20 protein-coding genes are annotated in these 20,627 nt (G+C 35.4%); 13 read left to right on the top strand and 7 right to left on the bottom strand.

Annotation, left to right across the window (positions count from 1 at the left end):
- Positions 1 to 141: 141 nt before the first annotated feature.
- Positions 142 to 1,791: an alpha-glucosidase gene (locus AB5M32_RS02580; protein WP_368024281.1), complete on the top strand. Its 1,650-nt coding sequence runs from the start codon at positions 142 to 144 to the stop codon at positions 1,789 to 1,791.
- Positions 1,792 to 1,959: 168 nt separating this feature from the next.
- Here the strand turns inward: AB5M32_RS02580 and AB5M32_RS02575 are convergent, their stop codons facing one another.
- The 5 genes from AB5M32_RS02575 to AB5M32_RS02555 form a co-directional block, all read right to left on the bottom strand.
- Complete coding sequence (locus AB5M32_RS02575) at positions 1,960 to 2,514, bottom strand: TIGR01440 family protein (RefSeq protein WP_368024280.1); 555 nt, start codon at positions 2,512 to 2,514, stop codon at positions 1,960 to 1,962.
- A 16-nt stretch (positions 2,515 to 2,530) separates the two neighbouring features.
- On the bottom strand, positions 2,531 to 3,019 hold the full coding sequence (locus AB5M32_RS02570; protein ID WP_178286263.1) for an ECF transporter S component: 489 nt from the start codon (positions 3,017 to 3,019) through the stop codon (positions 2,531 to 2,533).
- Between the two features lie 3 nt (positions 3,020 to 3,022).
- The gene (locus tag AB5M32_RS02565; RefSeq protein WP_034697951.1) at positions 3,023 to 3,823 is read right to left on the bottom strand and encodes a hydroxymethylpyrimidine/phosphomethylpyrimidine kinase; all 801 of its coding nucleotides are present in this window, start codon (positions 3,821 to 3,823) and stop codon (positions 3,023 to 3,025) included.
- Between the two features lie 337 nt (positions 3,824 to 4,160).
- Positions 4,161 to 5,681, bottom strand: coding sequence for an AMP-binding protein (locus tag AB5M32_RS02560; RefSeq protein WP_368024279.1), 1,521 nt, complete (start codon positions 5,679 to 5,681; stop codon positions 4,161 to 4,163).
- Positions 5,682 to 5,840: 159 nt separating this feature from the next.
- Positions 5,841 to 6,860 carry a tyrosine-type recombinase/integrase gene (locus tag AB5M32_RS02555; RefSeq protein WP_368024278.1) on the bottom strand — a complete coding sequence of 340 codons (1,020 nt, stop codon included), beginning with the start codon at positions 6,858 to 6,860 and terminating at the stop codon, positions 5,841 to 5,843.
- Between the two features lie 306 nt (positions 6,861 to 7,166).
- Between AB5M32_RS02555 and AB5M32_RS02550 the strand changes: the two genes are divergently transcribed.
- The 4 genes from AB5M32_RS02550 (at position 7,167) to AB5M32_RS02535 (ending at position 10,327) form a co-directional block, all read left to right on the top strand.
- Positions 7,167 to 8,240, top strand: a complete 1,074-nt coding sequence (locus AB5M32_RS02550) for an ABC transporter permease (RefSeq protein WP_368024277.1) — start codon at positions 7,167 to 7,169, stop codon at positions 8,238 to 8,240.
- A gap of 3 nt (positions 8,241 to 8,243) precedes the next feature.
- Entirely contained in the window at positions 8,244 to 8,933 is a 690-nt protein-coding gene (locus tag AB5M32_RS02545; RefSeq protein ID WP_368024276.1) for an ABC transporter ATP-binding protein, read from the top strand.
- Complete coding sequence (locus AB5M32_RS02540) at positions 8,926 to 9,540, top strand: TetR/AcrR family transcriptional regulator (protein WP_368024275.1); 615 nt, start codon at positions 8,926 to 8,928, stop codon at positions 9,538 to 9,540. Before AB5M32_RS02545 ends, AB5M32_RS02540 begins: the two co-directional genes overlap by 8 nt.
- A 208-nt stretch (positions 9,541 to 9,748) precedes the next feature.
- Positions 9,749 to 10,327: an SGNH/GDSL hydrolase family protein gene (locus AB5M32_RS02535; protein ID WP_368024274.1), complete on the top strand. Its 579-nt coding sequence runs from the start codon at positions 9,749 to 9,751 to the stop codon at positions 10,325 to 10,327.
- Between the two features lie 127 nt (positions 10,328 to 10,454).
- Here the strand turns inward: AB5M32_RS02535 and AB5M32_RS02530 are convergent, their stop codons facing one another.
- On the bottom strand, positions 10,455 to 11,327 hold the full coding sequence (locus AB5M32_RS02530) for a MurR/RpiR family transcriptional regulator (RefSeq protein WP_096709126.1): 873 nt from the start codon (positions 11,325 to 11,327) through the stop codon (positions 10,455 to 10,457).
- Between the two features lie 201 nt (positions 11,328 to 11,528).
- Between AB5M32_RS02530 and AB5M32_RS02525 the strand changes: the two genes are divergently transcribed.
- The 8 genes from AB5M32_RS02525 (at position 11,529) to AB5M32_RS02490 (ending at position 18,654) form a co-directional block, all read left to right on the top strand.
- Complete coding sequence (locus AB5M32_RS02525; protein WP_178286267.1) at positions 11,529 to 12,566, top strand: Gfo/Idh/MocA family oxidoreductase; 1,038 nt, start codon at positions 11,529 to 11,531, stop codon at positions 12,564 to 12,566.
- A 158-nt stretch (positions 12,567 to 12,724) separates the two neighbouring features.
- Positions 12,725 to 13,018, top strand: coding sequence for a hypothetical protein (locus AB5M32_RS02520; RefSeq protein ID WP_034697939.1), 294 nt, complete (start codon positions 12,725 to 12,727; stop codon positions 13,016 to 13,018).
- Positions 13,019 to 13,189: 171 nt separating this feature from the next.
- Complete coding sequence (locus AB5M32_RS02515) at positions 13,190 to 13,420, top strand: hypothetical protein (RefSeq protein WP_178286268.1); 231 nt, start codon at positions 13,190 to 13,192, stop codon at positions 13,418 to 13,420.
- Positions 13,421 to 13,590: 170 nt separating this feature from the next.
- Positions 13,591 to 14,535 carry an L-lactate dehydrogenase gene (locus AB5M32_RS02510; RefSeq protein WP_010719177.1) on the top strand — a complete coding sequence of 315 codons (945 nt, stop codon included), beginning with the start codon at positions 13,591 to 13,593 and terminating at the stop codon, positions 14,533 to 14,535.
- A 247-nt stretch (positions 14,536 to 14,782) separates the two neighbouring features.
- Positions 14,783 to 15,472, top strand: coding sequence for a hypothetical protein (locus tag AB5M32_RS02505; protein ID WP_368024273.1), 690 nt, complete (start codon positions 14,783 to 14,785; stop codon positions 15,470 to 15,472).
- Positions 15,473 to 16,467: 995 nt separating this feature from the next.
- Entirely contained in the window at positions 16,468 to 16,989 is a 522-nt protein-coding gene (locus AB5M32_RS02500) for a hypothetical protein (RefSeq protein WP_063627103.1), read from the top strand.
- Between the two features lie 545 nt (positions 16,990 to 17,534).
- Positions 17,535 to 18,242 carry a hypothetical protein gene (locus AB5M32_RS02495; RefSeq protein ID WP_063627102.1) on the top strand — a complete coding sequence of 236 codons (708 nt, stop codon included), beginning with the start codon at positions 17,535 to 17,537 and terminating at the stop codon, positions 18,240 to 18,242.
- A gap of 214 nt (positions 18,243 to 18,456) precedes the next feature.
- Entirely contained in the window at positions 18,457 to 18,654 is a 198-nt protein-coding gene (locus AB5M32_RS02490) for a hypothetical protein (protein ID WP_155727568.1), read from the top strand.
- A gap of 811 nt (positions 18,655 to 19,465) precedes the next feature.
- Here AB5M32_RS02490 and AB5M32_RS02485 read toward each other — a convergent pair.
- Positions 19,466 to 20,473, bottom strand: a complete 1,008-nt coding sequence (locus AB5M32_RS02485) for a hypothetical protein (RefSeq protein ID WP_178286274.1) — start codon at positions 20,471 to 20,473, stop codon at positions 19,466 to 19,468.
- Positions 20,474 to 20,627 lie beyond the last annotated feature (154 nt).

Raw genomic sequence — 20,627 nt, 5'->3', positions numbered from 1 at the left:
CGACTGTTAAATCCTGACATTCTGCAAACCTGATAACGAAACAAAAAGGAAACTGTTAAAGAGAAAACGATGTTATCGGTAACATCAACAAAAAATAGTGGCATTGTTTTATAATAGAGAAAAAGAGAAGGGAAGAAAACAATGACTCAAACAAAAGCTTGGTGGAAAGAAGCGGTCGGATATCAGATTTATCCTGCCAGTTTTATGGATAGTAATGGAGACGGCATTGGGGATCTCAATGGGATTCGTGAAAAGCTTTCTTATTTAAAACAATTAGGGATTGATTTTATTTGGATCAATCCAGTTTATTCTTCACCTTTTATTGATAACGGTTACGATATTAGTGACTACCAAAATATTCTAGAAAAATTTGGAACAATGGCCGAATTTGATCAATTACTGGCAGAAGCACATCTACAAGGAATCAAAATCATTATGGATCTAGTAATCAATCATACATCTGATCAACACGAGTGGTTTATTGAATCAAAGAAGTCACTGGATAATCCTTACCGAGATTACTATATCTGGGTAGATGGAACACCTGAAAACGCTCCGAATGACTGGCAATCGATTTTTGGTGGCTCAGCTTGGGCATATGATGAACAAACAAAACAATATTATCTGCATGTCTTTGCTAAAGAGCAGCCTGATTTGAATTGGGAAAGCGAGAAATTAAAAAATGAACTTTTTTCTATGATTCGCTGGTGGTTAGATAAAGGAATCGATGGGTTTCGTTTAGATGCGATTTCCCATGTGAAAAAAGATGAATATTCTGTTAATGCAACTGAAAACCCCTTTTCTCCTTTTCAAAATGTTTCCGGGATCGATGAACATTTAAATGAATTAAAAGATGTTTTTGATGACTACGACATTATGACTGTTGGCGAAGCTAGCGGGGTGTCGGCTGAAGAAGGTCCAGAATGGGTCGGCGCTGATGGGTATTTTGACATGATCTTTGAATTTGACCATATCTCGATTTGGAAGCACGAAAAAGAAGGGAAACTTGATGTTATCAATTTAAAAAGAGCGTTAAGTGCCTGGCAAACCGCTTTAGACGGTAAGGGTTGGAATGCACTTTATATGGAAAATCATGATACACCTCGTTCAGTTTCTGTTTTTGGTGATCCTGAACATTATTGGCAAAAATCAGCAAAAGCAGTCGCAATGATGTACTTTTTCCTGCAAGGCACGCCATTTATTTATCAAGGACAAGAAATCGGTATGACGAATATGCCGTTTACTGCCATCGAACAAATCGATGCCGTCGATTCAAGACGTCTTTATAACCAATTGCTAGAAGAAGGAAAATCTCCTGAGGAAGCTATAGATATCGTTGCTGATACAACAAGAGACAATAGCCGAACACCTATGCAGTGGGGATCAGAAAAATATGCCGGATTCTCAACAAACGAACCTTGGCTGATGGTAAATCCCAACTATCATACACTTAACGTAGAAGAACAAGAAAATGATCCTTCGTCGATCTTATCTTTCTACAAACAAATGATCCGCATCCGTCGTGAAAATCAAGGATTGATCTATGGTTCATTCAAAGAATATCTCGCTGAACACGACCAACTCTATGTTTATGAACGATCATTTACCGATAAAAACTATCTGATTATGGTCAATCTTACGAGTGAAGTAGCGGAATATTCATTACCGAATGAAGTTGATGTTCCTTGGGAATTACTTCTCACGAATCAAGAAGAACGTGTATTTGAACGAGTGGGTAAGCTTGATCCTTATGAAGCGAAATTATTTGTAAACAGTAAAAAAAGAAACTAAAAAAAGTTTGTCTTGAGCTTTCTAATGAAGTCCAAGGCAAACTTTTTTGACATACTGTATGAAGTTGGGTGACTGTACCTTTATAGAAATTAGATAATAAGTGAATATTTTATAATAAAGAATAACATTTACATAAATATTAGGTAGGTTATCAGTTAATTGATTCTTTTAAATCACTTCATACTCAGCTCGCGGACCACCAATGTATTTTGGACGTGAACGCAGAGCTGTAACATGCGCGGCTCCTAATGTTTGACTGCTTGGTCGAACAGGTACTTGAACGTGTTTGACATGCATACCGATGGAAGTATCACCGATATCGATCCCAGCTTGCGCTACCACATGTTCCACTTCTACTGGATCATCGAATTGGTCAAACGCTGCTACTGAACAAGCGCCACCAGCGTGTAAGGCTGGTACAACAGAAACAATTTCAAATTGTTTATGCTCTGCTACGGAGCGTTCGACGACAAGGGCTCGATTAATGTGTTCACATCCTTGAACAGCTAAAGCGACTCCTAAAGGTTGTAATATTTCTCTAATCGTTTGGATAATCCACTGTCCAACTGGAGCACTTGAGTTTTTACCAATTTGTCCACCGACCACTTCACTGGTACTACATCCTAATACAAATAAATCGCCAGATTTTAAATTTGCTTCTGCTAATACCTCGTTGACCATTTTGGTTAATTCTTGTTTTAAAGATTCTTCTGTGATGCTCATTTTATTCTTCCTTTCATTACTTACTTTCTTTTTGTACTCTTGTTCGTTTTAGAGCTTGAGTGAGTGGTAAAGCCAATCCAACCCCTACAATATTTTGAAAAATATTTCCAGGAATAGAAGCTACCCCCGCAGGCCAATCATATAAAAACCAACCAGCTAAAAAATAGCCACTAATCATCAGACAACTACCGATAAAAAGACCGACAAATCGACCTTTGCTTGTTTTTTCGGCAAAATAGCCACTGACCAATCCTTGCAAACCATGGATCAATAATGAAAAAAGGGCCCATTGCGGATAACCTGACAGTAAATCGATGAATAAACCACTTGAGGCACCGACAACGAACCCACCAAATGGACCAAATAATAAAGCAGTGGTGTAGATGCCAGCTTCGCAGAGCGTGACAAAGCCGTTAGTTGCTGGTATTGGAACTAAAATTGTTAAAGATAATGCTACTGTTAAAGCGATCAGCATGGCATATATTGTTATTCGTTTCGTATTCAACGATTAAATCCCTCCTTTGATGTTACCGCCAGACCAGACACTGCCTGTTTGATCATTCATTTCAACACCGTTTAAAATACATTGATAAACGTAAGTTTTACTTCGTTGAATGGCTTGTGGGAGCGTATAGCCATGGACGAGATTCGCTGTAATAGCAGAAGAAAAGGTACATCCTGCGCCATTCACCGTTGATCGTGTTAATTTTTCCATTGTAAAAGTGGTTAGTCCGTCATGACTATACAAAACATCGATTGCTTCATCGCCATGGATCCCAGAGCCACCTTTAACAACGACCGCTTTGCTTCCTAAAGTATGAATAAATTTGGTTGTCTCTATCACTTCATTGATGCTTGAAATTTTTTTCTTTCCAGAAAGGAGAGCCGCTTCTTTAAGATTGGGCGTGACAAGATCAACAAGGGGGAAGAGTTCTTTCACTAAGCACTCAATATACTGTTGATTCGCTAATGAAGTAGTTTCTTTAAAAGCTAAAACCGGATCAAGAACGATTGGGATTTGAGGGTGCTTTTTTAAAAAATCTCGGACGATCATGATTGCTTCAAGAGAATGCAATAAGCCAATTTTGATACCCGCTAAGTCTGTCATCTTCTGGATCGAAGCAAGTTGCTGTTCCAACCACTTAGCAGGTAGATTTTCTAAGAGGAATGCGTTGTTTTCGTCTAACATGCCTACACAGGTGAGCGCGCTCATTCCAAAAAGTTGAAAATTCTCAAAAGTTTTCAAATCGGATTGAATTCCTCCACCGGCAAAAGGGTCAGAACCACCAATTGTAAGTATTTTTCTCATTGTTTTCCCTCCACGAAAAGAGTATAACGAAAGTTGTTAGAAAAGAAAACAGCCAATTGGCATATTTTTATGTCATCCAATTTTGCGTAGTCTTTAGATCACCAAAATTTATCTATCATCTGAATGAAACAAGTACACTGTATTGTTGGCAACTTAACAGCTAGAAGAAAACATAAGCTATGCATACTCAAATGAACAACTTCATTAGATATCATTATCAATAAATTGAATCTTTTTTTGTCATTCCTACAATTTTAACAACTGAAAAATGGTTAAACAAAAGAGAACACTGACGTTATACCTGCTAGGTAAGAGGATAACGTCAGTGTTCTTTTTATTATGCTTTTAATTCTTTTTCAATTTGTAGTCGACGGACTTTCATCGTTGCAGTCCGTGGGATATCTTCATAATCTCTGATAATTGGCGTATTCAATCGAGGTAACTCATGCACTTGTTTCCACCAACGATCCCAATCCATTTCGTGATTAGGAGCAAGAGCGATCAATGGTTGTGGTGCATTGTTTTTATCACGAACGATGACCACTTCCGATAGAAATTCTAATGAGTCTAACAAGAAATCTTCGATCGCTAAATTGCTATTGATTGTATCGATCAAATCCACTTGACGATCCTTTAAGAACAAATGCCCCTGTTCATCCATGCTGCCGTAATCACCGCTGTCCCACCAAGCACCATAAACATTTTCTTGGAAACGAGCATCTTCTTTATAATAAGTTAATGCACGACCTTTTGATAATAAATGGATGTGTCCATCTGTATTAGCAGGTAAGACGTTCCCATTTTCATCTGCGATCCGCGCTTTGGTTAAGTCGCCAAGTCCCACACCCATGTCTCTCGCATTACTCGTTTTTAAACTCTCTAATGTATGAGCTTTTAAAATCATCGGTCCGCATTCGCTTTGGCCATAAACTTGTAAGAAAACAGCTTCTTGATTAGGAGAAGTCCGTAAGAATGTTTCCATAGTAGAGTTGTTGATCGCATCAAAAGTGGAATGGTAATAACGAATACCAGCAAAAGCTTCTGGATATTCTTTCGCTGTAAAGCTCCACTGAACAAAGTTGTTTGGATGTGTTTCAAGTGCAATCGGTGGATTTTCTTTTAACATGGCCACAACGTTTTCCCCTTGAGCATCCGCTAACGGCATCATTGGAAAGCCCATCGCCATTAACGAAGAAATACCAATATTGAAGCGAGAATGAACAGGAGAGATATGGAAAGCCACAAGTTTTTTCTCTGCGATCTTAGTAAAGACAGTTTTTTGCCATTTGGTGCGCCAGCCCATTGAATGAGCAGAATGACAAATCAATTTAGGAATACCTGTTGTTCCTGAAGTATGGGTCATATAAGAAATTTCATCGTTCCCCAATTGATTTTGTGCCACTGGTTCTGCTGATTGAGTCAATAGTTTAGAAACAGCAATTTGTTTTTCTTTTGATCCATTTGAAATGCCAGCCACTCGTTCAGCCGTTTCATCATCAAAAAGGATAAATGGATCTTCTAAACGGTCGACAAAGACTTCTAAAGTGGGGGTAGGGAAGTGATAAGAGATCATTGCTGGTACCGCCCCAAGATAAGCTGTTGCTACAGCTAATAAATAAGTATCAAAAGCTGAACTTTTGTAGATCATGACCTTATCACCAAGTCCGACACCCAAATGAGCTAATTGATAGGCACGAGTCAAAACGAGTTGACAGGTATCTTTGTAAGTGCTTTTAAAACCAAGTTCCGGAAAAGCTGCTAAGGGTTGGTCAAAGATGATTGGTACATCTGGTGTAGCATTCGCTGCTTCTTGAAAATTAGAAAAAAGATTTAGTGGGGAATAAGCGATTGTTTCCATAAGTCACACTCCGATTTCATTTAATAAACAAGTTGGTAAGCAAAGTAAGAAAAATTTGTGAATTAAATCATTTACTTTGCAAATTCAGCTATAATCTTAGCACAAACCTTGAATAAAAAACAGCTTTCTTTGTGAAAAAATGAATTATATTTCGTTATTTCATTTTTTGTTACTTGTTATTTCCTTGTAAGAGAACTCTAACATCTTTTGATGGACTTCTTCAAATGAATGTTCATTGATATAACGATTACCATAAAGGAAATTGACGATATCCAGATCATCAAAATAAAGGGAAACGTAGTACCCGTAAGTTTTACGACATAATTCTGGCGAAATATTTTTATATACAGTGATTTTACTTAGTATTTGGCGAATCGTCCGTGGAGAGATTTGCTGGTCATGAGATGAACGAAAAGCAAAAGAATCAGGTCCTGTCCCAGTATCAGTTATTGCTAAATAGTTTTTAATGAATGGCAGTGCTTCATTGGGAATTGGCGACTGATTAAGACGATTTTTTTTACGGCTAAGATGAATGATTTGTTTATTTAAGTCAATATCTTTTCTTTTTAATTCAACGACTTCATGGATCTTTAACCCGCAATATAAAAGAATAGCTGCAATCGCTAAATTTCTTGGTCGGTTCCTTATTTCAAAGCGTGCTTCTCGTGAAGAGTTAAAGCCATTCATAGGAATAAACAGATGCTCAAAGTCTTGAAACAAAGAGGCGTCTATGAATCGAGGCGCTGCAGCAGTAGTTTCAGGAAGCGTTTTTCCTAATAGAGATATTTCTTCAGTCAATAATCCTTTTTGATACAAAAATCGTAGAAAATGATTTAACGAATATTGTTTTCGTGAAAGACCATAATAGCTATTTTTAAATAACTGGTTTGTTTGTTGATCAGCTGTGGTCTGAAACGAACGAGTATGCTGATAGACTTTATCTAAAAAATTTAAATAGTCTTGTTTTTCAAGATGAAGAATAACTTCATCTGTGATCTCTTGATCTAAAGCTTCGTGAAGATAATCCGTGAATAAATGAAAATCTTTTGCATATTCATAACGACTGCTTAATGAAAGCTTTTTTTGATTTTCTTTTAAAAATTCTTGGAAAATAGGAGGAAGCTGTGCGATGCGTTGTTTTAACTTTTCTTGAATGTGTTTTCGTGTTTTTTGATCCATAAAAGAACCTCCTTTTTGTTCAAACTGGTGTTCTATTTTATTATTGTAGCTTATTTTTCGTTTTTCTTCTATTTACTTTTACTGATATCTATTTATACCAACGTTTATTTGCTCATGATTCATATATATAGTAACATCGCCAACTATAAGAAAAACTGTAACCAATAAACAGAAAGACAATTATCTTGTAGTATGAACGAATTGTTTTATGAGTTTTGTTGAGTGACATTTTGTCACTGTTGCGCTATACTTTTCTACAGTGACAAAATGTCACTATCGAAAAAGAAAAATGTAGGAGGGAAAGTAATGTTTTTAGCAATGAAAGAAATGAAATACGCAAAACTACGATACGGACTCATTATCGGTATCATGTTCTTGATTGCTTATGTCGTTTTCATGCTATCAGGTCTAGCAAGTGGATTAGCAGAAGAATTTAAAAAAGCGATTGATGATTGGGGTGCTCAAGAAATCGTTTTGTCCGAAGATGCTAATCAAGTGTTTGCAGCATCTCAATTGACAAGAGGCGATCTTAATCAAGTAGATGCAAAAGATAAAGCCCCAATTGGCTTGTTCAGTGGAGCAATCAAGGGCAAAAACAAAGAAAATGTGACAGTCTTTGGTACGACTAACGATGCCTTTTTATTACCTAAAATCACAGATGGTCGGATGTTTGATAAGAAAAATGAAATAATTATCTCCCAAAATCTGGCACAAGATCAATATAAGTTGGGAGATCAAATCAAAATCGGTAGCGATGACCAAGCATTTACGATCGTTGGAATTTTTCCTGCCACTTATTATACGGTCTCACCAGTCATCTATACAGATCTAGAAACTTGGACACAATTAAAATATGGAGCCCAACCGTTTGCTTCAGATGACAAAAAGCCGATCAATGCGATCGTGACCAAACAATCAGCTGCAATTGATAAAGATGGCGCATCAAAAGATTTACAAAAACTGACGATTCCTGATTTTATTGAAAGTCTTCCAGGTTATTCTGCACAAAATATGACACTAAATGCAATGGTTTACTTCTTGTTTCTTGTCGTAGCAGCAGTAGTTGGCATTTTTATGTATGTCATCACTTTACAAAAAACGGCGATCTTTGGCGTAATGAAAGCTCAAGGGATTCGCAATTCATTTATTGCTAAATCGTTGATTGCACAGTCATTTGTTATTGGAGTCATTGGTGTCGCCTTAGCAGTTCTAGCTGCTTATCTAACTAGCTTGTTTTTACCAAGTGCGATGCCATTCGCTATTTTTTGGACACAATGGTTGCTATATAGTGGGGTCTTACTCGTTGTAGCAGTTGTAGGCGGCGTCTTCTCAATACGCACGATCACAAAAGTGGACCCAATCACCGCCATAGGAGGGTAAAAAATGAAGAATATTTTAACGATGAAAAATATCGTCAAGACTTTTGGTAGTGGACATACCGAAGTGACTGCACTAAAAGGAATTAATTTTAATGTCAAACAAGGAGAATTTGTCAGCATCATCGGTCCCTCTGGTTCAGGAAAGAGTACTTTCTTAACCATTTCCGGTGGGCTACAAACACCTACTTCTGGAGAAATCGCCATTAATGGTCAGTCTTTTTCCGATTTATCTGAGAAAAAAAGAGCCGATTTACGTTTTAAAGAAATTGGGTTTATTTTACAAAGTTCTAATTTGATTCCATTTTTAAAGGTCAAAGAACAATTTTATTTAGTTGATCGAGTCAGCCATCAGAAACAAAACGAAACCGTCATTGATGACTTATTGAAATCATTAGATATTTATGATCTAAAAGAAAGCTATCCTCGAGATTTATCTGGTGGGGAAAGACAACGTGTAGCGATTGCTCGTGCGTTGTTCAATGACCCTAGTTTGATCTTAGCAGATGAGCCTACCGCTAGCTTAGATACAGATCATGCCTTTGAAGTAGTCAAGTTACTTGTCAAAGAAGCACATGAAAAACAAAAAGCAACAGTCATGGTTACACATGATGCTCGGATGATCAAATGGAGCGATCGTGTCTACCGAATGAAAGATGGTGAATTGATCGAAGAAACGGAGGGGTGGGATGCCTAAATCGACATTTCTTAATCTGCCGAATGAGAAGAAACAACGGCTTATTGAAATTTTACTTGAAAATTTTTCAGCTCGACATATTAGCCAAGTAAAAGTTGCAGATATTGTCGAAGATATGGCTATGTCAAGAGGGGCCTTTTATAAGTACTTCGAAGACTTGGAAGATGCCTATACCTACACGATCCAGTATTATTCGATTCAAATCCATCGAGATATTCTGAAATATATCAGTCAAAACAAGCAAGACTTTTTTCAAGGAATTGAAAATTACCTTGCGTGGTGTAGTGAACTGGAACAAAAAAGTAGTTATTGGCAGGCCATCCGCTTTTTAACGAGAAGTGATGATTTTACCAATCACCAAAGAACCAAGCCTTCTGCTGGATCAGGAAGATTAAAGGAATGGTTTAAGTTACTGAAGGCAAATGGCTTTTACATTACTTCGGAAGAAGAAGCGATTAGCTTTTTATATTTCGTCATGGATCTTGTGATCAATTCTTTGACGGATTACATTGCGAATGACTGGACTACTGATGAGTTGTTGCAAGATTATCGTTACAAGGTAAAATGGCTGCAAAGAGGTTTGAAAACCGAACGAAGTGAATCTTGAATCCACTCGATTCATTTGTTAGCCGTTTCTTTTTAACTGGTAAGTAGTGTCCGTATTCAGAAAAACACTTCGATACTTCTTTGTGTCATCATCGATAACCAAATAAAAACCTTCGATAGAAAGTTCTTATAGTTGAGAGCAACGATTTTTCCTTTTTGATTCTCCGTGATAGAATTTTTATTGTAAGAAAAGAAAAGGGATGACACAGATGAAGAAAATTATACTATTTGGTGATAGCATTGCTGCTGGATTGTACCAGGGGGAGGTCGTCCATGCATTGGACCATGCGTTATCAGCGACCTTAAATGCTTTAGGACAAGCTGATTTTAAGATCATTAACTTAGGAAAAAGAGGCGATTCAACGACAAGCAGCCTTGAACGATTGTCTCAACTTCCCCAAGATGAACGTACAGCTGACTACGTCGTTCTTAATGTTGGCGTTAATGATGCAATCAATCAAAGAGATAACCAAGAAACCTATCGAAAAAACTTGGAACAATTGATCAACTTTTTTAAACATAGCCAAGTGATTTTGATAGGGCCTAGTTACGTTGATGAAAAGATCAAAACCCAAACAATTCCTGAGATCTTAGTAGAGTATACTCAGATCGCAAAAGAAGTAGCAGATAAGAACAAAGTAAGTTTTATTGATTTTTATCATTATGAAAAATCTTTTGAGGACCCAACACTTTACTTGCAAGACGATGGGTTGCATCCTTCGAAGTTAGGCTATCACTTGCTAGGTGCTTTGATTGCACAATGTATCCAGCAAAAAGAACAAAAATAATCTACAGACCGAGTACCTCAATCTTTGCAGTACTCGGTCTGTAGATTTTTAGTTTCAAGTTTTATCATGACAAAAAGAATGAAGCGCGCTCTATTGGCTTTGACATACGGTAATAAACAACTGTTTTCTAATGGCGATATTCCTTCAACAAACCTTTTTGGATCAAGTCTTGTTTTTGTTTGAGATTCTGGATGTTTTCTTGATAGTTTTGTGCATACATCACGGAATAAAGAGTGTTTAAAACATAGTCGAAGGCAATTTGTGAGGAAAATGTTGCCACTTTAGCAAAATCTAATTCATCTTGCGTAACGATGAGTTTCATCGTTGCTTGTTTTGCCATTTCTGAATGTTCATTTCCAGTGATCAATACAGTTTTAGCACCCACATGGTTTAAATGCATCATAATTTTTTCATAATGGTGAATCCTTCCACTATAAGTTAGAAAGATGGCACAATCCTTTTCCGTTAAATTAGCTGCATTCCAAGAAGAATCACTATACTCTTCAGCTAATATCAAAAATTTATTGATCTTGATTAGTTTATTTTGAAATTTACGTGCTGTGATTTGAGAATCCCCTTTGGCAAAAATAAACATGCGATTCGCTTGATTCAATGCTGTGGCAATCGCATCAATTGACTGTTTCTCCAATTGAAGCTGTGCTTTTTTGATAGATTGGATCGACAAATCGGCCATTTTTTTAGCGATCGATTGACTATCATCTTTATCAGTAAAAGGAAAGTTTGGATCAATGATTTGATTGAACTGGGCTTTCATCTGATGTACTTCACGACCAAATTCAAAACGAAATTCTCTAAAACCAGAAAAACCCAATTTTTTACATAAGCGAATAATGGCTGAATGCGAAGTATACGTCGCTTTTGCCAATTCCTCGATCGTCATATAAACAGCTGTTTCTCTGTTTGCTTTGAGATAATCAGCAATTCTTTTTTCTGTTGTTGTAAATGCTTCTTGTCGTATCAATTGGTCTTCGATTAACATATGCTCACCTTCCTCATCCATCTTACTGAATATCCCTCTTTTTGACTACTATTTTTTGTGTAGGTTAAACATACCTGTCGATTATTCACTTAAAAAGATCACTTTCTTGAACATTTTTTTCTAACTGCGCTCAAATTAACTTTTAAAGGGACCGGTCATTTATACTGATAGTAGTTAAAAACAAAAATTGGAGGAAAACGTATGTTAACAATTGCCTATCTAGGAAATGGAAAAAGTACCAACCGCTATCATTTACCTTTTTCACGAAAACTAAAAGATAAGATCAAAATCAAAACGATCTTTTCACGTTCAGAACCCACTTGGGAAACATTTGAGGATATCCATTACACCAATCAATTGGAAGATCTATGGAACGATCCAGAAATCCAACTAGTTGTCATTACGACTCCGAGCCAATTTCATTATGAATATGCTAAATTAGCATTAGAGCATGGAAAAAATGTCCTGGTTGAAAAACCGTTTGCTGAAACTTCTGCAGAAGCGAAAGAGTTATTTGAGCTAGCGAAGCAAAAAGATTTATTTATCCAGTGTTATCAAAATCGTCGTTTTGATTCTGATTTCTTGACCGTACAAAAAGTGTTAGAAAGTGGAAAATTAGGCGATATTTTAGAAATTGAGATGCATTATGATTATTTCAGACCTGAAGTTCCTGAATCGGCAACGGAATTTTCAACAGTCAATAGTTATCTCTATGGTCATGCTTGTCACACAGTAGATCAAGTAATTTCTTACTTTGGCGAACCAGATGACATCCACTATGATGTGCGCCAATTATTAGGAACGGGACGAATGAATGATTATTTCGATTTAGATTTTTATTATGGAACAATGAAAATCTCTGTCAAATCAAGCTATTTTCGTATTAAGGAACGCCCAAGCTTTGTGGTTTATGGGAAGAAAGGGATGTTTGTAAAACAGACAAAAGATCGACAAGAAGAGCATCTTAAACTATTTTATTTCCCAGACCATCAAGATTTTGGTATTGATTTACCAGAACACTACGGCACACTTACCTATATGGACCAAAACGGATACTATCATGAGGAAAAAGTGATTTCTGAAGTAGGGGACTATAGTCGGGTCTATGAGGGCGTCTATGAAACGCTCATAAACGGAGCCGAAAAAGTAGTGAAAGACGAAGAAACACTTCTACAAATGAACATTTTAGAAACAGGGATCAAAGAGATCCAGGAAAAAGAAGCGCAAGCAAACAAATAAGCCATTCGCTGTTTATGATTATTCTGAAGGATTAAGCAAAGATTGATGAGAAACAAAAAAACAAAACCATTAAAATATGATGGGGAGGACACCTCATGTTTTGACAGTTATTTTGTTCTTATGTACTATAAAATAAATAACTGTAAGGAGGAATTCTCATGACAAATTATAACGGCGAAAAAGGCAAACGTTTAAGAGGTTCGATGGCGCCTAAAACCGATGATGAAGTAGCATTAGCAGGGACAAATTCTGGTGAAACAGAAAACAAACAAGAATCGTTATCTGGCACAAACTCTGGCGAAGCCAAAGATGTCGCTTTATCTGGTTCTAATTCGGTTGAAGAGGAAGAACCAAAGAAACCGAATGCTTTTGAAAAAGAAGTGGAAAAATTAGCGGAAGAAGTAAAAGAAAAATTTGAAGAATTGACATCTAAAAAAGATACTAAAAAATAGATTTGTCAGTTGCTAGTGATCCTATGAAAAAGACAGCTTTTACGCTGTCTTTTATTATCCAAAAACTATTTTTCCGATTTTAGAAAAAAATGGTGTCTGCGCTTACCTTCTTTGTATTATGCTTTATTTATGAGAATAATTTTTTCTCAGCTAAACATTAGGAGGTAATATATGGAAAATTTTGGGTTACAGTTAATCAATTCGAGTGTGCTTGGACAAACCGATTTCATAAGTCTATTCACGACTTATTTATCAGATTATATGTATTTGTTCTTAGGTGGAGCCGTTCTATTTGTTATTTTGATGTTGTTATTAAGTAAAAAAATGTCCGATAAGCCTGCAAATAAAAGTGCATCTTCAAAAGGTGCTTCTAAGCAAAGCCAATATAAACGAATGAAATAGATCTTATTTTACTTTGAACAGATTGTTAGTTTACTAATAATCTGTTTTTTTGTTATAACTATAAATAAATATTATAGTAACTATAAATATCATTATATTGAAAAATGTTTGTATTCGAACTATAATTTTCATGAAAATAACATATGAGATGAAAAGGAGCGTGTATCAACATGAGAAAAACCAGTAGAAAAGTAGTGATCGTTGGAACAGGCTTTGTGGGAACAAGTATTGCTTATGCCATGATCAATCAAGGAATTGCGAATGAATTAGTCTTGATCGATGTCAACCAAGAAAAAGCGGAAGGGGAAGCTTTAGACCTTTTAGATGGTATGGCATGGGGTGAAGAGAATGTTGCTGTTTGGTCAGGTGATTATAGCGAATGCAGCGATGCCGATTTAGTAGTAATCACAGCAGGTATCAACCAAAAACCAGGACAAACTCGTTTAGATTTAGTGAAAACAAATGCTGGAATTATGAAGGATATTGTTCGACAAATCATGGGAGCAGGATTCAACGGAATATTAGTTGTTGCTTCTAATCCAGTAGATATTTTGACTTGCATTGCGTGGAAAGAATCAGGGTTACCTTCTTCTCGAGTAATCGGAACAGGAACAACATTAGATACAACTCGTTTTAGAAAAGAAATTGCCTTGAAACTTTCTGTCGATCCTCGTAGCGTTCACGGCTATATTTTAGGTGAACACGGCGATTCTGAAGTAGCAGCTTGGTCCCATACAACAGTTGGCGGAAAACCAATCATGGAATTTGTCGAAAAAGATCATCGAATCGACGAAAAGGACTTAGATATCATTGCTGATAAAGTTAAAAATGCTGCCTATGAAATCATCGATCGAAAAAAAGCGACTTATTATGGAATTGGTATGAGTACAGCACGAATTGTCAAGGCTGTATTAAACAATGAACAAGCTGTATTACCAGTTTCTGCTTATTTATCTGGTCAATATGGAGTGAAAGATATCTTTACAGGTGTTCCATCCATCGTTGATGAAAAGGGTGTAAGAGAAGTTATTGAATTATCAATTACACCAGAAGAAGAACAAATGTTTAAACAATCTGTCAATGAATTAAGAAACGTATTAAACACCGTGAGATAATTGAATGAAAATAAAAAGGAGAATGAGCGTTTTGCTCGTTTTCCTTTTTATTTTTGTTTTAGAAAAAATAATTCTCTAGTAGAAAGTGAATTGTAATAAAATGGTAGCATATTAGGTAACTTTTTTGGGAAATGCATTTGAAACAACAATAAAAAAATGAAAGAGGTAATTGATTTAGAGCATAATCAGCTTAAAAAGAATAAAAGATGACTGGTAAAATTACTAAATAAACGAAAGGAGATAGTATATGGAAAAGCAGAATACTCAGGAGTCAAGAAGCGGATTAGAAGAATCTGCAGTTCAACAAGATATTCACTCTATACATACAGAGCAAACCGTATCTGATAGGCAACAAAAAGATCAATCAGAGATGATGTATGTAAAATTAGTAGGTTTGCCTAAAGCGGATGTCAACCAGATTTCAGTAACTCCAGGAAAAAGAGTTCAGCCTGTGTACAAAACTCCAGAGCAGTTTAAAGCTTTTTTGAGTGAGCTTATAAAGCCATCAACAACATCGTCACATTCTTATGAACATCTGCTTCCAACACAAGGAGCACCTGCTTCGCTACATCAGGATATGGATCCAGCTCCACCTTTATCGCTTCGAAGTAAGAAGCCAGCTCAGAAATTCAATAAAAAAATAGATAGAAGTAAAAATGTAGCCACAAATAAAATGAATGGACAAGCAGGAATTTTTAAAAATATCACGTCCGAGATAGTAAAAAATGAGCATTTTCGCAGTCAGAATTCCATGAGTGACCTATTACCTATGGCTAAAGGACAATCTGCTGAGCATTCCCGGGAAGTAACATCCAGACAGGGTAGAGAGAGGCCTGAAATGCAATTAGGAGGAACTATGGGAGAAAAGAACGCACAGATTATGAAAAGGGTGAAAAATCAAGTAAATGAGGTAATAAGTACTATAGGTAATAGGTGAGAGCTTCTTAAAAATTAGATTGAAGATGAAAAGAGGTGAGTTGGATAATATATAGTTTGTTTATAATTTAAGACATAAAGAGGAAAGGAAGAAATTTAATGCCAAGAGAAAATATCTATACAGAAGATCCAACAATAAAAAAGAAAAATGCACAGTCTAAACAAGGAGTACCTGCTTCACTACATCAGGATATGGAGCCAGCTCCACCTTCACCAGTTCCACCTTCGCCGTTTCGAAGTAGTGTACTTCGAAATATGAAGCCAGCTCCAACTTTACCACCTCGGGCGTTTGAACAAATAAAAGATAGCGCTATGGGAGTCCCAAAACCACCTGCTCCATTGCCGCGTTCTACCCCTAATATGGATAGACAGCCCACTAGTCCATCTCGGGCATTTGAACAAATAAAAGATAGCACTATGGGAGGCTCAAAACCACCTGTTCCATCGCCGCGTTCTACCCCTAATATGGATAGACAGCCCACTAGTCCATCTCGGGCATTTGAACAAATAAAAGATAGCACTATGGGAGGCTCAAAACCACCTGTTCCATCGCCGCGTTCTACCCCTAATATGGATAGACCACCTGTTTTGCCACCTAGAGCTGAAAGATAGACTTCATACATAAATAAGAAAAAAAGAAACTACTTAGCATAATATATAGAAGAGAAGTCATTGAATTATCAATTACACCAGAAGAAGAAATGTTTAAACAGTCTGTCAATGATTTAAGAAACGTATTAAACACCGTGAGATAATTGAATGAAAAAAAGGAGAATGAGTGTTTTGCTCGTTGTCCTTTTTATTTTTGTTTTAGAAAAAATAATTCTCTAGTAGAAAGTGAATTGTAATAAAATGGTAGCATATTAGGTAAAGTTTTCGGGAAATGCATTTGAAACAACAAAAAAATGAAGGAGGTGATTGATTTAGAGCGTGATCAGCTTAAAAAGAATAAAAGATGACTGGTAAAATTACTAAATAAATGAAAGGAGATAGTATATGGAAAAGCAGAATTCTCAGGAGTTAAGAAGCGTATCTGATGGGCAGAAAAATACTTTAGACAAAGATCAATCGAAGATGATAGATGCAGAGCTAGTAGGCTTGCCTGAAGGAAGAGTTAAACAGAAACCGATAAATAATATAGGGGAGTCCCTTAAAAAGAATAAGTTAGACATGGATGAAAATACGGGATGGGGCACCACAGAGAGATACTCTGAAAAAACACAACCTAATCCGCAAACTAACAGCCATTACAAGTCTTTTTTAAATGAACTTATCCGCAAATCAGCGGAAAGAAAGAGTGTACAAAATTCAGCAAATGGGGTAGAGACTGACAATATCTTGAGCAGTGGGAATTCTCAGTCCGTTATGATAAATAAATCTCTGTATCATTTGAATGGACGAGCAGGCATTATTACAAATGTCACGCCCGAGACAAGACACAATATTGATAAAACTACTGGATCTGACACCAATATAGCTTCTCCCGTTTCACAGACTTCTTATAATATCAATAGGTAACCTGCATGGTCGGTTGATGAGATAAACAATTGAAAAAATAATGTAAAAATTTAAGGAGATGATTTAAATTTAAACGTCATCAGCGCCGTATGAATCAACTAAACGCACTTGAAGGGCGTAGGCCGGATCTGTATCACGTTGATCATGTATATTTGATTTTATATGAGGGGATATTACATAGAGCTGCGATAGGCATATTTCTGGAAAACACGAGTATGAAAAAATTATAGATGAAAATGATTCTCAAAAAAGACAGAACGTGGACGAACAACAGAGTGAATTTTTATTATGTTAAGGATCTACTTGGCATAATGTATACAATGTAATCAATTTTTAGTGACTCGCTACTTGTATAATAGTGGTGCACTGATCCCTACAGTGTATAATAGAGAAATGCTATATCAGAAATACGATACATTTTTTGTTTCATTTAGATCGGCAGGGATTTAATTTTATGTTAATTTTTCTAATTCAGGGGAAAACAAGAAACACCATTATTGGTTTTTCTTATTTATAATTACAAATAAAAATAAAGGAAGAAAAAAATGAAAGAATTACAACCTACAAATCCTGTTAGCGAACAAGAATCACAAACTACAAATCCTGTTAACGAACAAGATATCGAAGATCGTATAAATCAAGTTTTGCAACAAAATGGTGGGAATCGTCCAATAGTATCAAGAAATATTTTTTCTAGAAGTAAAAAAACATACTTAGATTTCTTAAACAAGATAGAATCGCTTGGAGATGACCCACACAGTCAACGTTTAATAATGTTGCTTGAAGAAATGAACGAAGTTAACAAAAATTTAAACAAAAATGACTTTAAAGGCCTGTACCTTAGAGATCGACAAGAAATTTACGAAAACTTTATTAAAGAAGCAGGATCAGATGTTTCAGAAATATTATCCTCTCAAAAAAAATTTCGATATAATGACGCTCTTAAAATAGCACTAGCCGGACTGTCTGCCCAAGATAACTCAAGCCCAAAAGAAGAATTGTCTAAAGAAAATAAAGCATGGGTAAAATTTTTTTCTCTATTCAATGAAACGCAACGTGTTTGGATAAATGGACCTGCTCCAATACAACCTGATCATGACGACAACATTAAAAAATTACAAAATCAATCAAAAAAATTTGACGAAATCAGAGCTATGAGGAAAGTCAAGAAACTTTCCGAAAACGAACAAAATAAAGCAATCAATAAAAACCCTTCCAAAGAAAAATCAGAAGGTTCTTTCGTAGAAAGATAGAATTCATACATAAACAATAAAAAATAAAGAAAGAGCGACTAATCTGTATGTCTAGTTGCTCTTTCTTTATTTTTTATTTTACTCTTTTTATTATTTCTTCGGTAAAACTGTCAAATTAGATTTATTCTCTAAATTAAAGTTGTCAGATGGATTTTGTTTAATAATTCTTCATTGTACAGTTCAAAATCAAAGAAATCTCTCATTGAAATTCCTAATGTCGCTTTATAGAACTAAAAAGTGGGTAGAAAAACAAGTATCGGTATCATTAGCGGTCTTAGACGAGTGTTGGAATGATTCAGGTTGTTATGTCGCTGGTTTGATTGCTAACGGACGTAAACGTATGACAAAACAACACAAACAAATGATCGAGAATTATAAGAACGCTGTTGATATGATCTTTAGTAAGGAGTGACTTGTATGAAATTGAAATGTAAAGATTGTGATTGTAGTATGGAAAAATGTATCTCTTTGTGGAAAGATCAAAAAAGTGTTGTCCAGATTATGATTGTTTTATTGTAGAGAATGTCACATGTGAATATTGTGGAGTTTTTGTTTCTAATTTTGTAAATTATGGATATGGACTTTATAGACAGATAAAAAATTAAATCGTGTTTAAATCTTGTCAAACACGATTTAATTGATATTTTATAATACAAAATAATTTTAAAATTTTGCAATGGTTCGAAAGAGTCATTTTTTTATCTTTTTAGTTTGATTTCGGTTTGATGGGGGTTTAATTCACTTTGAATCTACTTTGTATAATATATATTATGTAAACTAAAATATAAAATTTTTATTTCCTTCCTTTAAAAAGCCACAAACCCTCTCTTCTTGCTATTTATTCTATTTCTTTTTACCAGATAGTATAAAAACGATTCTTTTCTTGTTCAACTAATCAGTTATATATCTACGCATGCATAAACCATTTAGAATTAAAGCTATCTAGAAATCATTCACACCAAAAATAGATTTTGATGTGAATTTATCTATCCATATTTTGTTAGAGCAATGATTGATAGATGTATCCTAGAAAGTAGTGTTTTATCAGTTGATTAATATACCTTTAAAGTGTAAGAACGATTATATGGGGTTATAGACTGTTAAATAAGACTATGATTTATAGCAATCATTCATGCTATTTTAAGAATCCATTTGCATCATTATTGTGCAACAATTCAACTTAATTTTTTAAAGAGATACTATAATTGAGGAACATTAGTTTTTTATCTGTCTATATTAGTATAATTTAGTGATGTCAAAGTCAAACTAGGAGATGTTTGTGCATTTCTTGCTTTAGTAGCTTTAGCAGCTAAAGAGCCTTGTGTGAGATTGTTTTCTGGTTTGTTTTCCAAAACTTGTTTTCTTTTAACTATATCAACTACCTTTCGAATCGATTCTAAACATTTTTCATCGACTCTTACGGCTTGATTTTCCCCACATTCTTTCGGTAAATTTTTTAGAAGTGCCACATCGTTCCATACAAAACTTCGATTAATTTCCTGCACACCTTCAGCAATTAAGGTCGCCCGCCCCTTTTCATGGTCAACCTTATATAGGTTATTGTTCCCAAAATATAGTAATGGCTCGTCTTTGTCATAACCGCTCTTGTTTTTAGCATCTAATGGATAATATACTACCGGTTCATTTTTACTCAGCCATTCCTGAAGTTTACGTTTTGAGTGATCAGTATGTTGTACCTCTCCATCATTTTGGTGATGTTCCTGGTCTTTATCGTTTAAAGAACCAACTATATTTATTAGTTCATTTTCTTTTTCTGTTGTCACCCATATAAACCGTGATTTTTTTCTATTAAACAGTTCGTCCAGACCAAATTTAATTAAGGTTGTTTCTTGATTCTGTTGTTTATTGTCTATGACTAGTTTTGTTGAACCGTCACTAAATTTAACGTTACTCGTAATCAATTTTCCATGACAATTTAAGTAGGACTTTTTTTTATTAACAATTTCCTGGCTTGAAATGATCTTATAAAGCTTCTCCTCTTTATGATCATAATATAATAACTGATTTTTCTCGGTATTTTTCGATTTTTTGGGCAGTTTCATGTGTAGTTGTTCATGAAAGTCGTTCTCGTCTCTCTGCTCAAATTGCTGATGAAACCTTAACCCATTCTCCTGTGTTAAATGTTTATGTTCTTGGATTTGATCATCAGAAAATGCCAGAGATAAATATCGTTCCTCTGGTGATAATTTGTCGCTTTTCCTCATCGTCATATTCCCTCTCCTTTTATGGCCTTGTATAAAAGTTCGTTTATTTACAGTCGTACTAGTTTTCTTTGCGTTTTTCAAGTAATTACTGAAACAAACAGCTTTTATCCGCTTTCCATTCTATATCTACACTTCAGCTAAAATAAAACTTTTATTTCAA

The organism is Enterococcus sp. C57 (assembly GCF_040887305.1).
GTDB classification, from domain to species: domain Bacteria; phylum Bacillota; class Bacilli; order Lactobacillales; family Enterococcaceae; genus Enterococcus_B; species Enterococcus_B hirae.
The sequence above is the reverse complement of the archived record's forward strand: the minus strand, read 5'-3'. Positions and strand labels throughout refer to the sequence as shown.